Origin of the sequence: Massilia timonae (assembly GCF_001866515.1) — a bacterium.
Taxonomy (GTDB): Bacteria; Pseudomonadota; Gammaproteobacteria; order Burkholderiales; family Burkholderiaceae_D; genus Telluria; species Telluria timonae.
In genome coordinates this window covers 3,636,459-3,652,225 of record NZ_JRYB01000001.1, presented here as the reverse complement: position 1 = coordinate 3,652,225, position 15,767 = coordinate 3,636,459, and the positions used below count along the sequence as shown (strand labels likewise).

The 15,767-nt window shown below is 66.4% G+C and carries 14 protein-coding genes; 4 read left to right on the top strand and 10 right to left on the bottom strand.

Translation table 11 applies throughout. From position 1 onward, the window contains the following. Positions 1-36 precede the first annotated feature (36 nt). Together rpmF and LO55_RS15740 are read right to left on the bottom strand one after the other, a co-directional pair. Positions 37-219: a 50S ribosomal protein L32 gene (gene rpmF / locus LO55_RS15745; RefSeq protein WP_005666806.1), complete on the bottom strand. Its 183-nt coding sequence runs from the start codon at positions 217-219 to the stop codon at positions 37-39. Between the two features lie 250 nt (positions 220-469). Beyond that, positions 470-967, bottom strand: coding sequence for a YceD family protein (locus LO55_RS15740; RefSeq protein WP_071362175.1), 498 nt, complete (start codon positions 965-967; stop codon positions 470-472). Between the two features lie 129 nt (positions 968-1,096). Between LO55_RS15740 and LO55_RS15735 the strand changes: the two genes are divergently transcribed. Both LO55_RS15735 and LO55_RS15730 read left to right on the top strand, forming a co-directional pair. After that, complete coding sequence (locus tag LO55_RS15735) at positions 1,097-1,693, top strand: Maf-like protein (RefSeq protein ID WP_083415345.1); 597 nt, start codon at positions 1,097-1,099, stop codon at positions 1,691-1,693. 18 nt (positions 1,694-1,711) lie between these two features. Then, the gene (locus LO55_RS15730) at positions 1,712-2,461 is read left to right on the top strand and encodes an SAM-dependent methyltransferase (RefSeq protein WP_071362173.1); all 750 of its coding nucleotides are present in this window, start codon (positions 1,712-1,714) and stop codon (positions 2,459-2,461) included. A gap of 27 nt (positions 2,462-2,488) precedes the next feature. Here LO55_RS15730 and LO55_RS15725 read toward each other — a convergent pair whose 3' ends face one another. The 4 genes from LO55_RS15725 to clpB form a co-directional block, all read right to left on the bottom strand. Further along, on the bottom strand, positions 2,489-3,781 hold the full coding sequence (locus tag LO55_RS15725) for an EAL and HDOD domain-containing protein (protein WP_071362172.1): 1,293 nt from the start codon (positions 3,779-3,781) through the stop codon (positions 2,489-2,491). Between the two features lie 133 nt (positions 3,782-3,914). After that, a complete protein-coding gene (locus tag LO55_RS15720) occupies positions 3,915-5,165 on the bottom strand; it encodes a 23S rRNA (adenine(2030)-N(6))-methyltransferase RlmJ (protein WP_071362171.1) in 1,251 nt (416 codons plus the stop codon). A gap of 166 nt (positions 5,166-5,331) precedes the next feature. Then, entirely contained in the window at positions 5,332-6,630 is a 1,299-nt protein-coding gene (aceA, locus tag LO55_RS15715; RefSeq protein WP_071362170.1) for an isocitrate lyase, read from the bottom strand. Positions 6,631-6,931: 301 nt separating this feature from the next. Continuing rightward, positions 6,932-9,541: an ATP-dependent chaperone ClpB gene (gene clpB, locus LO55_RS15710; protein WP_071362169.1), complete on the bottom strand. Its 2,610-nt coding sequence runs from the start codon at positions 9,539-9,541 to the stop codon at positions 6,932-6,934. Positions 9,542-9,804: 263 nt separating this feature from the next. Between clpB and LO55_RS15705 the strand changes: the two genes are divergently transcribed. Beyond that, on the top strand, positions 9,805-10,002 hold the full coding sequence (locus LO55_RS15705) for a hypothetical protein (protein WP_071362168.1): 198 nt from the start codon (positions 9,805-9,807) through the stop codon (positions 10,000-10,002). Positions 10,003-10,141: 139 nt separating this feature from the next. Beyond that, positions 10,142-11,830 (top strand): diguanylate cyclase, encoded by a 1,689-nt coding sequence (locus LO55_RS15700; protein WP_071362167.1) that lies wholly within the window; start codon positions 10,142-10,144, stop codon positions 11,828-11,830. A 222-nt stretch (positions 11,831-12,052) separates the two neighbouring features. Here LO55_RS15700 and LO55_RS26690 read toward each other — a convergent pair whose 3' ends face one another. From LO55_RS26690 to LO55_RS15685, 4 genes are read right to left on the bottom strand one after another with little or no spacing between them, the layout of a single operon-like run. Next, positions 12,053-12,217, bottom strand: a complete 165-nt coding sequence (locus tag LO55_RS26690; RefSeq protein WP_177185530.1) for a hypothetical protein — start codon at positions 12,215-12,217, stop codon at positions 12,053-12,055. Next, positions 12,214-12,600 carry a fluoride efflux transporter CrcB gene (crcB, locus tag LO55_RS15695; RefSeq protein ID WP_083415344.1) on the bottom strand — a complete coding sequence of 129 codons (387 nt, stop codon included), beginning with the start codon at positions 12,598-12,600 and terminating at the stop codon, positions 12,214-12,216. The genes LO55_RS26690 and crcB overlap by 4 nt, the downstream gene beginning before the upstream one ends. Next, positions 12,585-13,043 carry a molybdopterin synthase catalytic subunit MoaE gene (gene moaE, locus LO55_RS15690; RefSeq protein ID WP_071362166.1) on the bottom strand — a complete coding sequence of 153 codons (459 nt, stop codon included), beginning with the start codon at positions 13,041-13,043 and terminating at the stop codon, positions 12,585-12,587. The genes crcB and moaE overlap by 16 nt, the downstream gene beginning before the upstream one ends. Then, complete coding sequence (locus LO55_RS15685; protein ID WP_071362165.1) at positions 13,040-15,709, bottom strand: DUF349 domain-containing protein; 2,670 nt, start codon at positions 15,707-15,709, stop codon at positions 13,040-13,042. Before LO55_RS15685 ends, moaE begins: the two co-directional genes overlap by 4 nt. Positions 15,710-15,767: the final 58 nt, after the last annotated feature.

Below are 15,767 nucleotides of genomic sequence, written 5' to 3'. Positions count from 1 at the left end.
GCGCCGCTTTCATGATGCTAAAAGCCAGAACGTCGATTACTCGTCGTTCTTGGTCTTCAGGACCTTGCGACCACGGTAGAAGCCGTTTGGCGAGATGTGGTGACGCAGATGGGTTTCGCCGGTGGTCGGCTCGACTGCCAGGTTAGGGGCGGTCAGGAAATCGTGCGAACGGTGCATGCCGCGCTTCGATGGGGATTTCTTATTCTGTTGAACTGCCATGATAACTCCTAGTACAAAGTTCTAAAATTTTAACACATTCGATATGCAAACCAGATGCAAATCGAGTATCTCGGCGGCAAGCTTTTGACGCCTGCCGACATGTTGAACGCTGCTACAACTACCGCGAATGCCATACTCGATTGCACGCGTTTGACACGTTCGTTTGCAGATTTTGGACGACATTGTTTCTACGCTGCCGCCACCGTACTGCGAATCCTGTGCTGCTGATTTTTCTTGCTATTACTTCTGCTTAGTCCGTCTTCAAGTTCTTGAGGGCGGCGAAAGGCGACACTTTATCGGTTTTCAGGCTATCGAGCAAGCCCGTATCCGGACAAACGTCATGCCGTGGCGATTGCGGCAAGGCCAGCAGGGCCTCGTCCTCGAGCAGCTCGCGGATGTCGCAGCTGCGGCTGCCGACGATCACGTCGATGCTTTCGTCGTCGAGGATTTCCTCGATCGCGTCGGCATCCTCGTCGTTCTCGCCCAGCACCAGCATGGTCGACGAATCGATCTCGTAATCCATAGGCTGCAAGCAACGCTGGCACACCAGCTTCACATGCCCGGCGACCGCGAGGGTCAGCGAAGGATAGCCCTGACGGGTCTGGCCGCCCTGGATGGACCAGCGGATATCGCCGCTCTTGTCCGTGCTCTCGGCGGCGAGACGGGTCATCTCGACCAGGGGCGTAGAGCCTTCACGATGGCCGTCGTTCTTGCAAAACTCGAAGGCGTCGATGACAAAAGCGCTCATTTGAAAAGTTACCCCGGAAAACCTGCGATAATAGCAGGCTTTTCGCGCCAGCGTCAAAAAACCGTCGCATTCTCCCGTCGCATTCTCCCGTCGCAATCTCGATTCTCGTCCAACAGCGCCATGACACTAATGCCTCCACTCATCCTCGCATCGAGTTCCGCCTACCGCCGCGAACTGTTGCAGCGCCTGGGCCTGCCGTTCGAGGCCGTCGCGCCCGACATCGACGAGACGCCGCTGGATGGCGAAACACCGCAAGCCACCGCCCTGCGCCTGGCGCGCGAAAAGGCGCAGGCCGTAGCAACCCTGCATCCTGGCGCGCTGGTGATCGGCTCCGACCAGGTCGCCACGCTGGACGGGCTGCAGATCGGCAAGCCCGGCGACCAGGCACGCGCGCTTGCCCAGTTGCAACTGATGCGCGGACGCGAAGTCGTGTTCCATACCGCTCTGTGCCTGTGGGATGGCCGCGTCGCCGACCCGGGCCAGGCCGCCCAGCTCGAGAACGTGCAGGTGCGCGTCGCTTTCCGCGACTTGCCGGACCGTGAACTCGACGCCTACCTGCGCATCGAGCAGCCGTATGACTGCGCCGGCAGCGCCAAGAACGAAGGGCTGGGCATCGCCCTGCTCGAGCGCATCCAATCGAACGACCCCACCGCCCTCACCGGCCTGCCGCTGATTGCCCTGACCGGCATGTTGCGCAAGGCCGGCGTCGAGTTTTTTGGCGCCTGAAACACTTTTGATCCCATCATGCCCGGCACCCTGTACCTGATCCCGAACACCCTTGGCCCGCTTGACCCCGCTCCAGGCGCCCTGAATGCCCTGCTCCCGACCCAGGTGCAGGCGCTGACCAGCAAGCTCGATTATTTCGTGGCCGAGAACGCCAAGACCGCGCGCGCCTTCCTGAAGCTGATCGCGATCGATCATCCGCTGGCCAAGCCGCTGCAGGAAATCGAGATCGCGGAATTGAACGTGAACACGCCGCCGGCGGCGCTGGCGCAACTGCTGGCCCCGCTGCTGGCGGGACGCGACGCCGGCCTGGTGTCGGAAGCCGGCGTCCCGGCCGTGGCCGACCCCGGCGCCGACCTGGTGCGCCTGGCCCACCAGCACGGCGTCAACGTGCGTCCGCTGGTGGGACCGTCGTCGCTGCTGCTGGCCGTCATGGCCAGCGGCCTGAACGGCCAGAGCTTCGCCTTCAACGGCTACCTGCCGACCGATGCCGCCCAGCGTACGAAACGCATCCACGACCTGGAAAAACGTTCGCGCACCGAGCGCCAGACCCAGTTGCTGATCGAGACGCCGTACCGCAACGGCGCCATGCTGGAAGCGCTGGCGGCGAGCTGCCAGCCAGGCACCCTGATCTGCGTGGCGACCGACCTGACCCTGGCGACCGAGTCGGTGCGCACCTTGACGGCGGCCAAGTGGAAGGCGGCGCTGGCGGCGAATAAAGGGCCGGACTTCCACAAGAAGCCAACCGTGTTCCTGTTGCTGGGGCAGTAAGCCGGACGCGGGCCGGCTTCAGGATCGCTACTGCAGTGACTGCTGCACTGGCTCCTGGGCCTCGTTGGTCAATTCGCGCACCCAGTCGAACGCCGCCAGCTCGATCTCGCGCACCTCGGGCACGGTCAGGCCGATCTTCTTGAGCGCGCAGGCCAGCTTGCCGCCGCCCTCGGCCGCCTCGAGCAGTTCGGCGATGCGCAGCATGGTGCCGAAATCGCCCTCGCGCTCGAGCAGCGCCTCGCGCACGTCGTGCGCGATGTCGACGTGGGCCAGGATGTCTGCCATCGGCACCGAGAACAGGGCTTCGGCCAGCGACATGATGCCGACCGTGAAGGCGCGGTCGGCGCTGGCGGTGTCGCCCGGCCGCACGCGCAGCGTCATCAGTTCGAGCAGCTTGCCGCGCGTCGTGGCCAACTGCAGCAATGGCGACTTGAGCTCGACCCGGGCCCCGGCCGCCGTGTAGAGCAGGATCTGCAGCCAGCGCCCCAGCTGGCGCCGGCCGAGCTGGACCAGGGCCTGCGACAGCGATTCGATGCGCGGACCGGGCACCGCGCGGCTGTTCACCAGGCGCAGCAGGTTCAGGCTGATCAGGGCGTCGCGCTTGACGGCGGTCTCGATCGCCTGGCTGTCGGCATTCGAGTTGACCAGTTCCAGCAGGCGCAGGATCGTGATCTCGGACGGCGTGATCTTGCGTCCGCTCAGGATCGCCGGACGCGCAAAATAATAGCCCTGAAAATATTCGAAGCCGAGTTCCATGCACAGCTTGAACTCGTCGATGGTCTCGACCTTCTCGGCCAGCAGGCGCTTGCCGGTGCGGCGCAGTGAATCGACCAACTGCGCCAGCTCGTTCGGGGCGACGCCCTTGACGTCGACCTTGATGATGTCGACCAGCTGCACCAGCTTGTCGAGCTCGCTCGAGTGCTCGACCACGTCGTCGACCGCGAACTTGAAGCCCAGCTCCTTGAGCTCGGCCACCCGCGCCAGCAGTTCCGGCGTCGGCTTCACGGTCTCGAGGATTTCCAGGATCACCTTGTGGGACGGCAGGAAGCGCACGAAGTCGCTCATCAACACCACCTCGTCGACGTTGACGAAGGCCAGTTGCTCGCCCACCACCTGCTCCATGCCGAGCTGGGATGCATGCGAGATGACGGCGGCGGTGGCCGCCGCGCCGTCGGTCAGCTTGGCGTCGACGTCCTCGCCGGCCGCACGAAACAGCAGCTCGAACGCCACCAGATGCTGGTCGCGCCCGAGGATGGGCTGACGCGCAAGAAAGAAATCGTCGGACGGCACGGAGACCGCTGCCGTTGCATCGGCGTGCATCGAAAAATACTCCTGGAAACAGTCACGGCAGCGCGCCGCGCCCGGCGGACGGCACGCGCCATCCACCTAGCGCCGACTATACTACAAAAATGCTAATCTTAGCATTTCGACATCGAATCGAACGGGGCGCGGATCAGCCGCGGCCGCCGCCACCCTGGCGGGTTCGCCCGTTGCGTGGCGCGCCCGGCGCCGCCGGTCGCGCTGCGCTGGTGCGCGCGCTGCGCGGCGCGCCGTCGCGCGGGCCGGTGGCTGCGTCAGGGCGGGTGCGGGCCGCGTTGCCGCGTGGCGCGCCATCGCGCAGTGCGCCGTCGCGCGGGGTGGCGCTGCGTGGGCCACCGGCGCGCGCCGGCTTGGCCGGGGCGGCCGGCGCTTCGTCGGCGCGCGGCATGCTCTGGCCCGGCAGGCGCAGGCTGCCCTTGCCCGACAGCGGGCTGGCGCGGCGCGCATTGCCCACCGGCACGCGCGGCGCGTCGCCCACCAGGCGACCGGCGGCGGCGCCCGTCACCTGCGTGCCCTTTTCGATCGTGAAGCGGGCGCCGGCATCCTTGCCCAGCACGCGCACCAGGTAGGGCATGACCTCGCGCAGGATCGCCTCCAGCGTGTACGGCGGATTCAGGATGAACATGCCGCTGCTGTGCAGGCCGGTGCCGTCCGGGGTCGGGGTATTGGTGGTGAGCGTGACGTTGAGCCATTCCTTGGCCGGCAGGCGCTTGAGGCGGTCGGCGAACTGGCGCGACTCCATGCGCTGCAGCACCGGATACCAGATTGCGTACATGCCGCTCGGGAACTTGCCCAGCGCCTCGTCGAGCGCGTCGCGCACACGCTTGTAGTCGTCCTTGATCTCGTAGGGCGGATCGATCAGCACCAATGCGCGGCGCGACGGCGGCGGCAGCAGCGCCTTCATGCTGTGGAAGCCGTCGCCATGCTCGATGATCACACGGCGGCCGCGCGAGCGCTCGCCCTGCTCGGCCTTGTGCGCGTCGAGCTTGCGGAAGTTTTCGGCCAGGATCTTGCAATCCGCTGGGTGCAGCTCAAACAGGCGCAGGCGATCCTGCTCGCGCGACATCTGCTCGGCCACCCAGGGCGACCCCGGGTAGTAGCGCATCTTGCCGCTCGGATTCATGCTCTTGATGAGGTCGAGGTATTCCTTCAGCGGGGCCGGGACGTCGCTGCAGTTCCACAGCGGGCCGATGCCGGTATCGAACTCGGCGGTCTTGGTCGCCTGAAAACTGTCGAGCGCATACACGCCGGCCCCCGAGTGGGTGTCGATATAGGTGTAGGCGGCATCCTTCTGGTTCATGTACAGGTGCAGCTGCACCTGTACAAAATGCTTGAGGACATCGGCGTGGTTACCCGCGTGGAAGGCGTGGCGGTAGCTCAACATAAGCTGGAATTCCTAAAAGAGGTTGCCGCGAGAAAGTTGGCGGCAGAATTAGGCGCCATTATCCACTACAACCGCCTGGGGCTGGAAATGCATTGCGCCGCGCAAAAAGCCGCAGCCCTTGTGGGACCGCGGCTGGCAAGAGAGCGACGCGGAAGGTATTACAAGTTCAGGCGACTTTCTTCGCTTCGAAGAACTGTTCATCCTCCGTCGAGCCATGCAATGCGGTGGTCGAGCTCTGGCCCTGCTGGATGGCCTGGGTCACGGCGTCGAAGTAGCCGGTGCCGACTTCGCGCTGGTGCTTGACGGCGGTGAAGCCCTTCTCGGCCGCCGCGAATTCGGCCTCTTGCAGCTCGACGAAGGCCGACATGCCGCTGCGGGCATAGCCGTGGGCCAGATTGAACATGCCGTAGTTGAGCGCATGGAAGCCGGCCAGCGTGATGAACTGGAACTTGTAGCCCATGGCGCCCAGCTCTTTCTGGAACTTGGCGATGGTGGCGTCGTCCAGGTTCTTTTTCCAGTTGAACGAGGGCGAACAGTTATAGGCCAGCATCTTGCCCGGGAATTTGGCGTGGATGGCGTCGGCGAAGCGGCGCGCGAACTCGAGGTCGGGCTTGCCGGTCTCGCACCACACCAGGTCGGCATACGGCGCATAGGCCAGGCCACGCGAGATCGCCTGCTCGATGCCGGGCTTGACGCGGAAGAAGCCCTCCACCGTGCGCTCGCCGGTGCAGAACTCCTTGTCGTTGGCGTCGACGTCGGAGGTCAGCAGGTCGGCCGCCTCGGCGTCGGTGCGGGCGATGACCAGGGTCGAGGTGCCCATCACGTCGGCGGCCAGGCGCGCGGCGTTGAGCTTCTCGACCGCCTCGCGGGTGGGCACCAGCACCTTGCCGCCCATGTGGCCGCATTTCTTGACCGAGGCCAGCTGGTCTTCGAAGTGCACGCCGGCGGCGCCCGCCTCGATCATCGACTTCATGAGCTCGTAGGCATTGAGCACGCCGCCGAAACCGGCCTCGGCATCGGCCACGATCGGCGCGAAGTAATCGATGTCGTCCTTGCCCTCAGACCATTGAATCTGGTCGGCACGCTGGAAGGTGTTGTTGATGCGGCGCACGACCAGCGGCACCGAATTGGCCGGATACAGCGACTGGTCGGGATACATCTCGCCGGCGGCATTGGCGTCGCCCGCCACCTGCCAGCCGGACAGGTAGATCGCCTTCAGGCCGGCCTTCACCTGCTGCATGGCCTGGTTGCCGGTCAGGGCGCCGAGGGCGTTGACGTAGGGCTCGTCGTGCACCAGCTTCCACAGCTTGTCGGCGCCGCGTTTGGCCAGGGTGTGCTCGATCGGGAGCGAGCCGCGCAGGCGGACGACGTCGGCCGCGGTGTAGTTGCGGACCACGCCTTTCCAGCGCGGGTTGCTGTCCCATTCCTGCTGCAGTTCGGCGATTTGCTGTTCACGGCTAGTCATGATGCTCTCCTGAAGTCAAAGACATGATTGAAGGTAGTGCGAATCCGTTGACATCATCTTAGCGCGGTTTGTGCGCAGCACAATCACTCTTATATAAGACAGAACAGTAAATTTTATCCTTTTATAATCATATAGTTGCTCTTGCCACTCCATGATATGAAATAAAATTTCTCACCATGAGATCACAGCCGCACGCGGATTTGCTGCGCATCCCGCATCGCGGGGCCGTGATTTCGCATCATGAAAAACGACGAAGGGCGCGGCAAATGCCGCGCCCTTCGTTACCGGAACAACCGTTCAGTTACTTGGCCAGGTCGACCGTCTCCTCGCCGAACGCGAGTTCACCGTGGCGCACCCGCACCGGGATCGTGTCCTTCGGCCCGAAGCGTCCCGCCAGGATCGCCTTGGACAGCGGATTCTCGATCTGCTGCTGGATCGCGCGCTTGAGCGGACGCGCGCCATACACCGGATCGTAGCCGGCCTCCGCGATTCTTTGCAGCGACTCGTCGTCGATGTCGAGCGTCATCTCCATCTTGGCCAGGCGCGCTTCCAGGTTGTGCAGCTGGATGCGGGCGATGGCGCCGATGTTCTTCTCGTCGAGCGCATGGAACACCACGATCTCGTCGATCCGGTTGATGAACTCGGGACGGAAGTGACCCCGCACCTCGGCCATCACGGCCAGCTTGACCACGGCCGGCTCGTCGGTGTCCATCGACTGGATCCGGTGCGAACCGAGGTTCGAGGTCATCACGATCACCGTATTCTTGAAGTCCACGGTGCGGCCCTGGCCGTCGGTCATGCGGCCGTCGTCCAGCGCCTGCAGCAGCACGTTGAACACGTCCGGGTGCGCCTTCTCGATCTCGTCGAGCAGGATCACGCTATAGGGCTTGCGGCGCACCGCCTCGGTGAGGTAACCGCCCTCCTCGTAGCCGACATAGCCCGGCGGCGCGCCGATCAGGCGGGCGACCGAATGCTTCTCCATGAATTCGCTCATGTCGATGCGGATTAGCGCATCCTCGGTGTCGAACAGGAAGGCGGCGAGCGCTTTACACAGCTCGGTCTTGCCGACCCCGGTCGGCCCCAGGAACATGAAGGAGCCGTAAGGACGGTTCGGATCCGACAGGCCGGCGCGCGAACGGCGGATGGCGTCGGACACCGCCTCGATCGCCTCGTCCTGGCCCACCACGCGCTTGTGCAGCTCGTCCTCGATGTGCAGCAGCTTGTCGCGCTCGCCCTGCATCATGCGCGCCACCGGAATGCCGGTCGCGCGCGAGACCACCTCGGCGATCTCCTCGGCGCCCACCTGGGTGCGCAGCAGCTTCGGCTTGACGTTGTCGGCTTCGGCGCGGGCCGTGGCGTCCTCGGCCTGGCGCAGCTGCGCCTCCAGCTCCGGCAGGCGGCCATACTGCAGTTCCGAGGCCAGCTGCCAGTTGCTCTGGCGCCGTGCTTCCTCCATCTGGTAGCGGATGCGCTCGATCTCTTCCCTGATATGGGTCGTGCCCTGCACCGCGGCCTTCTCGGCCTTCAGCACTTCCTCGTAGTCGTTGTACTCGCGTTCCAGGCGCGCGATCTCTTCGCCCAGCAGCTCCAGGCGGCGCTGCGAGGCCTCGTCGGTTTCCTTGCGCACCGCCTCGCGTTCGATCTTCAGCTGGATCATGCGCCGCTCGAGGCGGTCCATGACTTCGGGCTTGGAGTCGATCTCGATCTTGATCTTGGCCGCCGCCTCGTCGATCAGGTCGATCGCCTTGTCGGGCAGGAAGCGGTCGGTGATATACCGGTGCGACAGCTCGGCCGCGGCGATGATCGCCGGGTCGGTGATGTCCACCTGGTGGTGCAGCTCGTATTTCTCCTGCAGGCCGCGCAGGATGGCGATGGTCGCCTCCACGCTCGGCTCGTCGACGATGATCTTCTGGAAGCGGCGCTCGAGGGCGGCGTCCTTCTCGACGTACTTGCGGTACTCGTCCAGCGTGGTCGCGCCGACGCAGTGCAGCTCGCCGCGCGCCAGCGCGGGTTTCAGCATATTGCCGGCGTCCATCGCGCCTTCGGCCTTGCCGGCGCCGACCATGGTGTGGATCTCGTCGATGAAGACGATGGTCTGGCCTTCATCCTGCGCGAGCTCCTTCAATACGCTCTTCAGCCGTTCCTCGAATTCGCCGCGGAACTTGGCGCCGGCCAGCAGCGCCGCCATGTCGAGCGACAGCACGCGCTTGCCCTTGAGCGAATCGGGCACCTCGCCGTTGACGATGCGCTGGGCCAGGCCCTCGACGATGGCGGTCTTGCCGACGCCGGGTTCGCCGATCAGCACCGGATTGTTCTTGCTGCGTCGCTGCAGCACCTGGATCGCGCGCCGGATCTCGTCGTCGCGGCCGATCACCGGGTCGAGCTTGCCGGCGCGGGCGCGCTCGGTCAGGTCGAGCGTGTACTTCTTGAGGGCTTCGCGCTGGCCTTCGGCCTCGGGCGAATTCACCGCTTCGCCGCCGCGCACGGCCGAGATGGCCGATTCGAGCGACTTGCGCGCCAGGCCGTTCTCGCGCGCCAGGCGGCCGGCGTCGGATTTGTCTTCGGTCAGCGCCAGCAGCACCATCTCGGACGACAGGAACTGGTCGCCGCGCTTTTGCGCCTCGCGATCGGACAGGTTCAGGAGCGCCATCAGGTCGCGTCCGACCTGGACGTTGCCGCCGGCGCCGGTCACCTTGGGCTGGCGCTCGAGCGCCGCCTTCAAGGCATTGGTCAGCCCGCCGACATTGACGCCGGCGCGCTGCAGCAGCGAGCGCGCGCTGCCGTCGTCCTGGTTCAGCAGGGCGAGCAGGAGATGGACTGTTTCGATGTATTGGTTATCGTTGCCGACCGCCAGGCTCTGGGCATCCGCCAGGGCTTCCTGGAGCTTGGTCGTCAATTTATCTTGCCGCATGGTGTTGCTCCCTAGAGGTTTGTTATTAGCTGGAGAGCAAGATAGGGGTGAGTGGCGACATTTCAAGATGGTGGCGGGCTGTGCTCTCCTGCCATCCCGTACAATGCGCACACGACGCTTTTCGTCCCTGCAAATGAATTATTCAGCATTCTCATCACCGACCAGGCCCACGCCGCCCAGGCGTGCGAGCCTGCCGGCCTACCCGGCACTGGCGCGCAGCGAAGACACGGCCGTGATGCACGCCATGCTGGCGCGCGGGCGGGGTGCTGCTGCTCGATGCGCCGTGGGCGTCCACCTATGTGCAGACCGGGGTGAATACCTGGGCTGCGGAGCACTTCGCGGCAATCTGGACGGCAGCCAGTTTCGAGCAGGCGGAAACGGGGTACGACGCAGCATTGGCCGCCTTGGGAACGTATGGGCCGCGTGCGGCATATGCGACGGCGCTGACGCCGGCCACCTGACATATCGCCTCCCGGCGTAACCCGCGCCTATGGCGCCGGCGCCGGTTATCAGAATTGAAGCGGAAGTCGCCGGCTTTTCCATGCATCGCTCATACCCGACCAGCGCTATGATTCAACAAATATATTATTTCTCAGAAGCATGTTTTCGCGACTCGACTCCAGCCTGAAGATTTTCGGCGCCCTGATCATCGTCATCCTTGCCTGCCTTGCCACGCTGCCGATCCTCAGCAGTTCCCAGGCCAACGCCACCCTTGAAGCGCTGAAGGAAGGGGCGGCCAAGGAACGTGCCTACAATCTGATGCTCGACCTGCTGCAGGATGCCGAAACCGGACAGCGCGGCTTCCTGATCGGCAGCGACGAGAGTTTTCTGGCCCCGTACAATGCCGGCGTGGCGGGCATTCCCGCAGCACTCGAGCATCTGCAGCGGCACGCCAGTTCGGAAGCGGAGCGCACGCAGGTGGCGCGTATCGCCGAACTGAGCGAGGCGAAGCTCCTTGAAATGGACCGCACCATCCGCCTCAAGAAAGCCGGCAATACGCAGGCGGCCATGGACATGGTGGCCAGCCAGAACGGCAAGATCATCATGGACGAGTTGCGCACCCTGCTCGGCCGCCAGCAAAAAGCGCTGGCCGACCATCGCAACGGCTTGCGCGACGAGCTGACCGCGACCCTGCGCTACAACTCGGCACTGGGCATTGGCGCCAGCCTGGCCAGCCTGGTCCTGATTGGGGCGACCATCTACATCGTGACCCGGAGCCTGAACGAACAGGCGGAATCGGCGCGCCAGTCGAAGTCGCTCGCGGAGAGCAACGCACAGCTGGCGCAACAGTCGGCCACGCGCGCCGAGCGTTTATCGATCACGGCCAGTATGCTGCAGGCGCTCGACAGCGTGAAGACACTGTCCGAGCTGGAGCAGGTGTTACCGGTATTCCTGCGTAAATTGTTGCCGGACACATCTGGCGCGGTCTATCTCTATCGTAATTCGCGTGACGTGCTCGAGCTGAAGGCAAGCTGGGGCCAGGTAGACGATACGCCGCCCACGGTGGCGCCAGGCGAATGCTGGGGCCTGCGCTTGGGCAAAGTCCATCTCGCCACGCGAAAACACGACCTGTGCTGCGACCACGGCGCCGTCTGGCTCAGTGCCCACGAGACCCAGGCCTGTGTGCCGATGATCTCCCAGGGCGATGTGATCGGCATGCTGGTGATCGCCGGCGACTGGCACGACGGAAATCCGGTCGACAACGCGCACATCGTCACGCTGGCCGAACAGCTCAGCCTGGCAGTCAGCAACGTCTTGCTGCGCAATACGCTGCGCTACCAGTCGACCGTCGATCCGCTGACTGGCATGTACAACCGGCGATTCTTCGACGAGTCGCTCAAGCGCGAACTGGCGCGCACCCAGCGCAGCCGCAGCGTTTGCTCGGTCGTGATGATCGACCTCGACCATTTCAAGCGCATCAACGACACCTATGGCCACGATGGCGGCGATCTGGTGCTGCAGTCGGCCAGCCGCGTGCTGTTACAGCGGGTGCGCGCCAGCGACGTGGCGTGCCGTTACGGCGGCGAGGAACTGGTGCTGATGCTGCCCGATTGCGACGCCGAAGAAGCCGCGAAGTGTGCCGAAGCGATACGCCTGACCCTGACCGGGATGGTCATCCAGCATCAGGGCGCGACGATCTCGGGCATCTCGGCTTCGTTCGGCGTGGCCGAGTGGCGTGGCGATGGCGGGCAGGAGGCCGATCCACTACAGGCGGCCGACCGCGCCCTGTACGCGGCGAAGAAGGCCGGGCGTAACCGGGTAGTGGTCGCCGCCCCCCCCTCTCGCTGAACGGCAAGGCAGCCGCGCCAAGCTGAATCGGGGCCGACCAGCGCTAACTGCTCGACTCGGCCTTGTCCACCCCGCCGTACACCACGCCGCGCACGACCACAGATGCACGAGATGCAGCAGCTGCAGCTTGTCGATCCCCAGCCCGCTCGGCCGCACGAAACCGCCGAAGCGCTCGGCGTAGTTGCCGCGGCCAAGGCCGACGCTCTCGATCTCGTCCACGCATCATTCGCGGCCGGTGTTGCCGTCGGCGTACACCGAATACGAGAACGCCCACTTCTTGCCCTCGATCGCGGACGGCACCCGGGCGCAATGATCGTCCTCGAACCAGTCGTCGTCGTCGATGGCCAGCTCGGGCAGGCATCGGCGCCGATGGGTAGGACGGTTCAACCACGCAGGGCGCGCCAGGTCGCGAAGCCGGCCGCGCACAGCAGCAGCGAACCGAACAGGTGCAAGGCCGTGTGCGCCAGCGCCCAGCCGACCTCCCCGCGCTGCAGCAGGGTCACCGACTCGCCCGAGAAGCTGGAAAAGGTGGTCAGGCCGCCGAGGAAGCCGGTGATGACGAACAGGCGCCACTCGGGCGCCAGGTCCGGCTGGCCGGCGAAGAAGCCGAGCGCCAGGCCGACCAGGTAGCCGCCAACGAGGTTGGCCGCCAGCGTCCCGACCTGCACGAAGCCGTGCAGGCCGCCCAGCCACAGGCCCAGGCCCCAGCGCAGCCAGGCGCCGAGCGCGGCGCCCAGGCCGACCGCGGCGAAGCTCAGGGCGCTTCCCACCTGGCCTTCGCGCTGTCGTCGGTGACGCGGGCGTCGACCCAGCGCGCGCCGTCCGGCGTCTGCTCTTTCTTCCAGAACGGCGCCTCGGTCTTGAGGTAGTCCATGATGAACTCGCAGGCCGCGAAGGCATCGCCCCGATGGGCGGCGCTGCAGGCGACCAGCACGATCTGGTCCAGCGGGGCCAATGGGCCGACGCGGTGGATGACCAGGGTGCCGTACAGGGGCCAGCGCTCGCAGGCGCGCGCCGCGATCGCTTCCAGCGACTTTTCTGTCATGCCCGGATAGTGTTCCAGCTCCATCTCGGAGACCTTCGCGCCATCGTTCAGGTCACGCACGGTGCCGACAAACGACACCACGGCGCCGATGCGCGCATCGTTCGCGCGCAGGCGCGCCACTTCGTGGCCGAGGTCGAAATCCCCGGCCTGCACCCGTACTTCATTCATGGATTGTCCTTCGGCTGGCGCAACAACAGGTGTTCGATGCGGGTCTCGAGGCGCACGTCGAGCAGCGCCGGCAGCGCCAGCAGCGCGCGCAGCTCGGCCGCCTGCGCGCCGGGCTTCTGGCCCGACTTGAGCGAGCTTTGCAGCACCTCGACCTGCAGGCGCAGGCGCTCGCGCGCGAACTCGGGGCCGCTGTCGATGCCGGCCGCGATTTCCAGGCGCAGCAAGTCGTCCAGCAGGCGCGCGCGGTTGTCTTCCATCGTGCGCACGTAAGCGGCGCGCTCGACTTCGGTCGCGTCCAGGGCCGCCAGCGCGGCGTCGAAGCGCGCGCGCAGGATCGGCTCGTAGCCGCCTTCCAGCGCCAGCATGGCGTCCCAGCGCCCGCGCCAGTCCGAATCGTGGGTATGGGCCGCGGGATTGGCCAGCGCATTCTCGAGCGCCTGGACCAGGCGCAGCTTGTCGCGCACGGCGCCGGCCAGGACCGTATCCTGGGCGCGGCGGGCGGCGTCGGCATGCTGCTGCACCTTGGCGACGGCGGCGTGATAGCGCTTGTCGATGCGCGCCTCGTGGGCGCGCGGCACCGGACCGATCGCATTCCATTCGGCAGCCGCCTCGCGCAGCAGCTTGCCGACGTTGGCAGGCGTGGCGTCCGGCGCGGCGGCCTCCAGGCGTTCGCACAGGGCTTCCTTGGCCGCCTCGTGGGCGCGGCGCTCGCTGTCGGCCGCGTGCGCCTGCTCCTTGCGCGCGGCGAACAGCGCGTCGCAGGCGCCGCGGAAGCGCTGCCACAGCGCCTGCTCGGCCTTGCGCTCGAGCGGCAGCGCGCGCGCGTGCTCTTGCCAGCGCGCCTGCAGCTCGCGCAGCATGTCCACCGCATGGCGCTCGTGCGGGTCGAGCTTGCGCACTTCTTCGATCAGCTGCTCGCGCACCGCGATCTCGACCTTGCGCTGGTCTTCGAGCGGACGTTGCAAGGTGGTCAGCGCGTCGGCGAACAGCGCGTCCAGGCGCTTCTTTTCCTTGCGGTCGACCGCGCCCAGGTGGCTCCAGGCGGTGCGCAGGCGCTGCACGGTGCCGGACACGTGCTTCCAGTCGGCCTCGCCCGATTGCAGGCGCCCGATCTCGGCCTGGGCTTCCTCGACCAGGGCCTGGCCGCGCGCCGCGTTGGCGTGGCGCTCGTCTGCCAGCTGCCTGAAGTGGGCCGCAGCCGGCGCATAGGCGGCGCTGCAGGCGGCGTCGAAGCGCTCCCACAGGCTGCGCGGCGCGGGGCCGGACAGGCTGTCCAGGGCCTTCCAGCGATCGCGCATGCTGCCCACCTTCTTGGCCAGCTCGGCCATCGCCAGGCCCTGGGTTGGCAGCGCTTCGACGGTCTTGATCAGTTCTTCGCGCGAGACGTTGCCGCCCCAGCGCGCCCAGTCCGACAGCCGCTTGAGCTCGGCGCGCAGATGGGCCAGGTGGTCGGCCTGCGGCGCGGAAAGGCGCATGCCCTTGTCCTTGGCTTCCTTCAGCGCCTTGTCGAGCTCGGCGGCGGTGCCGAGGGAGCCCTGCTGCAAGGCGGCTTCGAGCGCATCCAGCTTGTCGAGGAAGGCCTGGTCGGCGCCGCGCGCGGCCGGCCTGGCGCCCTCTTTTGCGCCATCTTTCGCTCCGTCCTTCGCGGCCGGCGCCGGCTTGGGCGGACGTGCTTCCTGCGGCACGCTTGCGAGCAGCGCGTCGAAACGCGCCTGCAGGGCGGCGCCGGCGGCGTGCGCCGGCAGGGCCGGCAGGCGCTGCCACTCCCTGCGCAAGGTCTCGTGCTTGAGTTCGGCCGGGGCCTGGGCTTGCCATGCGCCCAGGGCCGCCTCGCGCGCGGCCAGCGCGGCCTGGTCTTGCTCGATGGTCGCCAGGCTGGCGGTCAGGCGCGCGTGTTCGGTCGCGAATTCGGCCACCAGGGCGCGCGGCAGCGAGGCGTGGCCGGGATCGACCAGGGCCGCCTCTTGCTCCTGCTGCAGCCCGGCCAGGCGCGCGGCCAGCGCGGCCGCGTCCAGCCCGGCCGCCTCGAGGCCGCGCAAGACGGCCAGGCGGTCGATCATGGCGCGCTGCAGCGCCACCTGCGCTGCGAGGCGACGGCCGAGCTCGTCGCGCACCGTGGCGAAGTCGGCTGCCAGCTCGGGCGCGCGGATGACCGACCATTTGCGGTCCAGCTCGGCCACGTGGTTCGGGGTCAGGAGGGCGTCGCCCAGCAGCGACCTGGCCTGGGCCAGCGTCTCTTCGCCGCGGCGCAGTTCGGAGTCGTGGTGGCGGATCGCGTCCAGCCTGCCCTGCACCAGCTTGGCGACGCGGCGGTCGACGTTGCGCATCGCCGCATGCACGCGCTCGAGGTGCTCGCGCCCGTGGACCAGTTCGGCCGCGGCGAGACGCAGTTCGGAGAATTCGGATTGGAGGATGAAATCGACGGCGGCCGCTTCGTCGGCGTCCAGCCCCTTGAGCCGTTCGGCCTGGCGCGCGCGGGCATCGGCGAGCGCCGCACGTGCAGCCTGCGCATCAGGGGACGGCGCGGACGGCGCGCTGCCCGACTTGCCGGCGCCAGGCCTGGCGCCGGCGGTCGCGGAAGCCTTCGCCGCGGCAGGCCTGGCCTCCGGCTTGTCGCCGGACGTGGCCGATTTCCCGCCCTGCCGCTTGAATAGGAATTCGAACATGATGAAATCGCACTTCCAAAACTCCCATCATAGCAAAGAACCCCGGTATCGTTCGGCA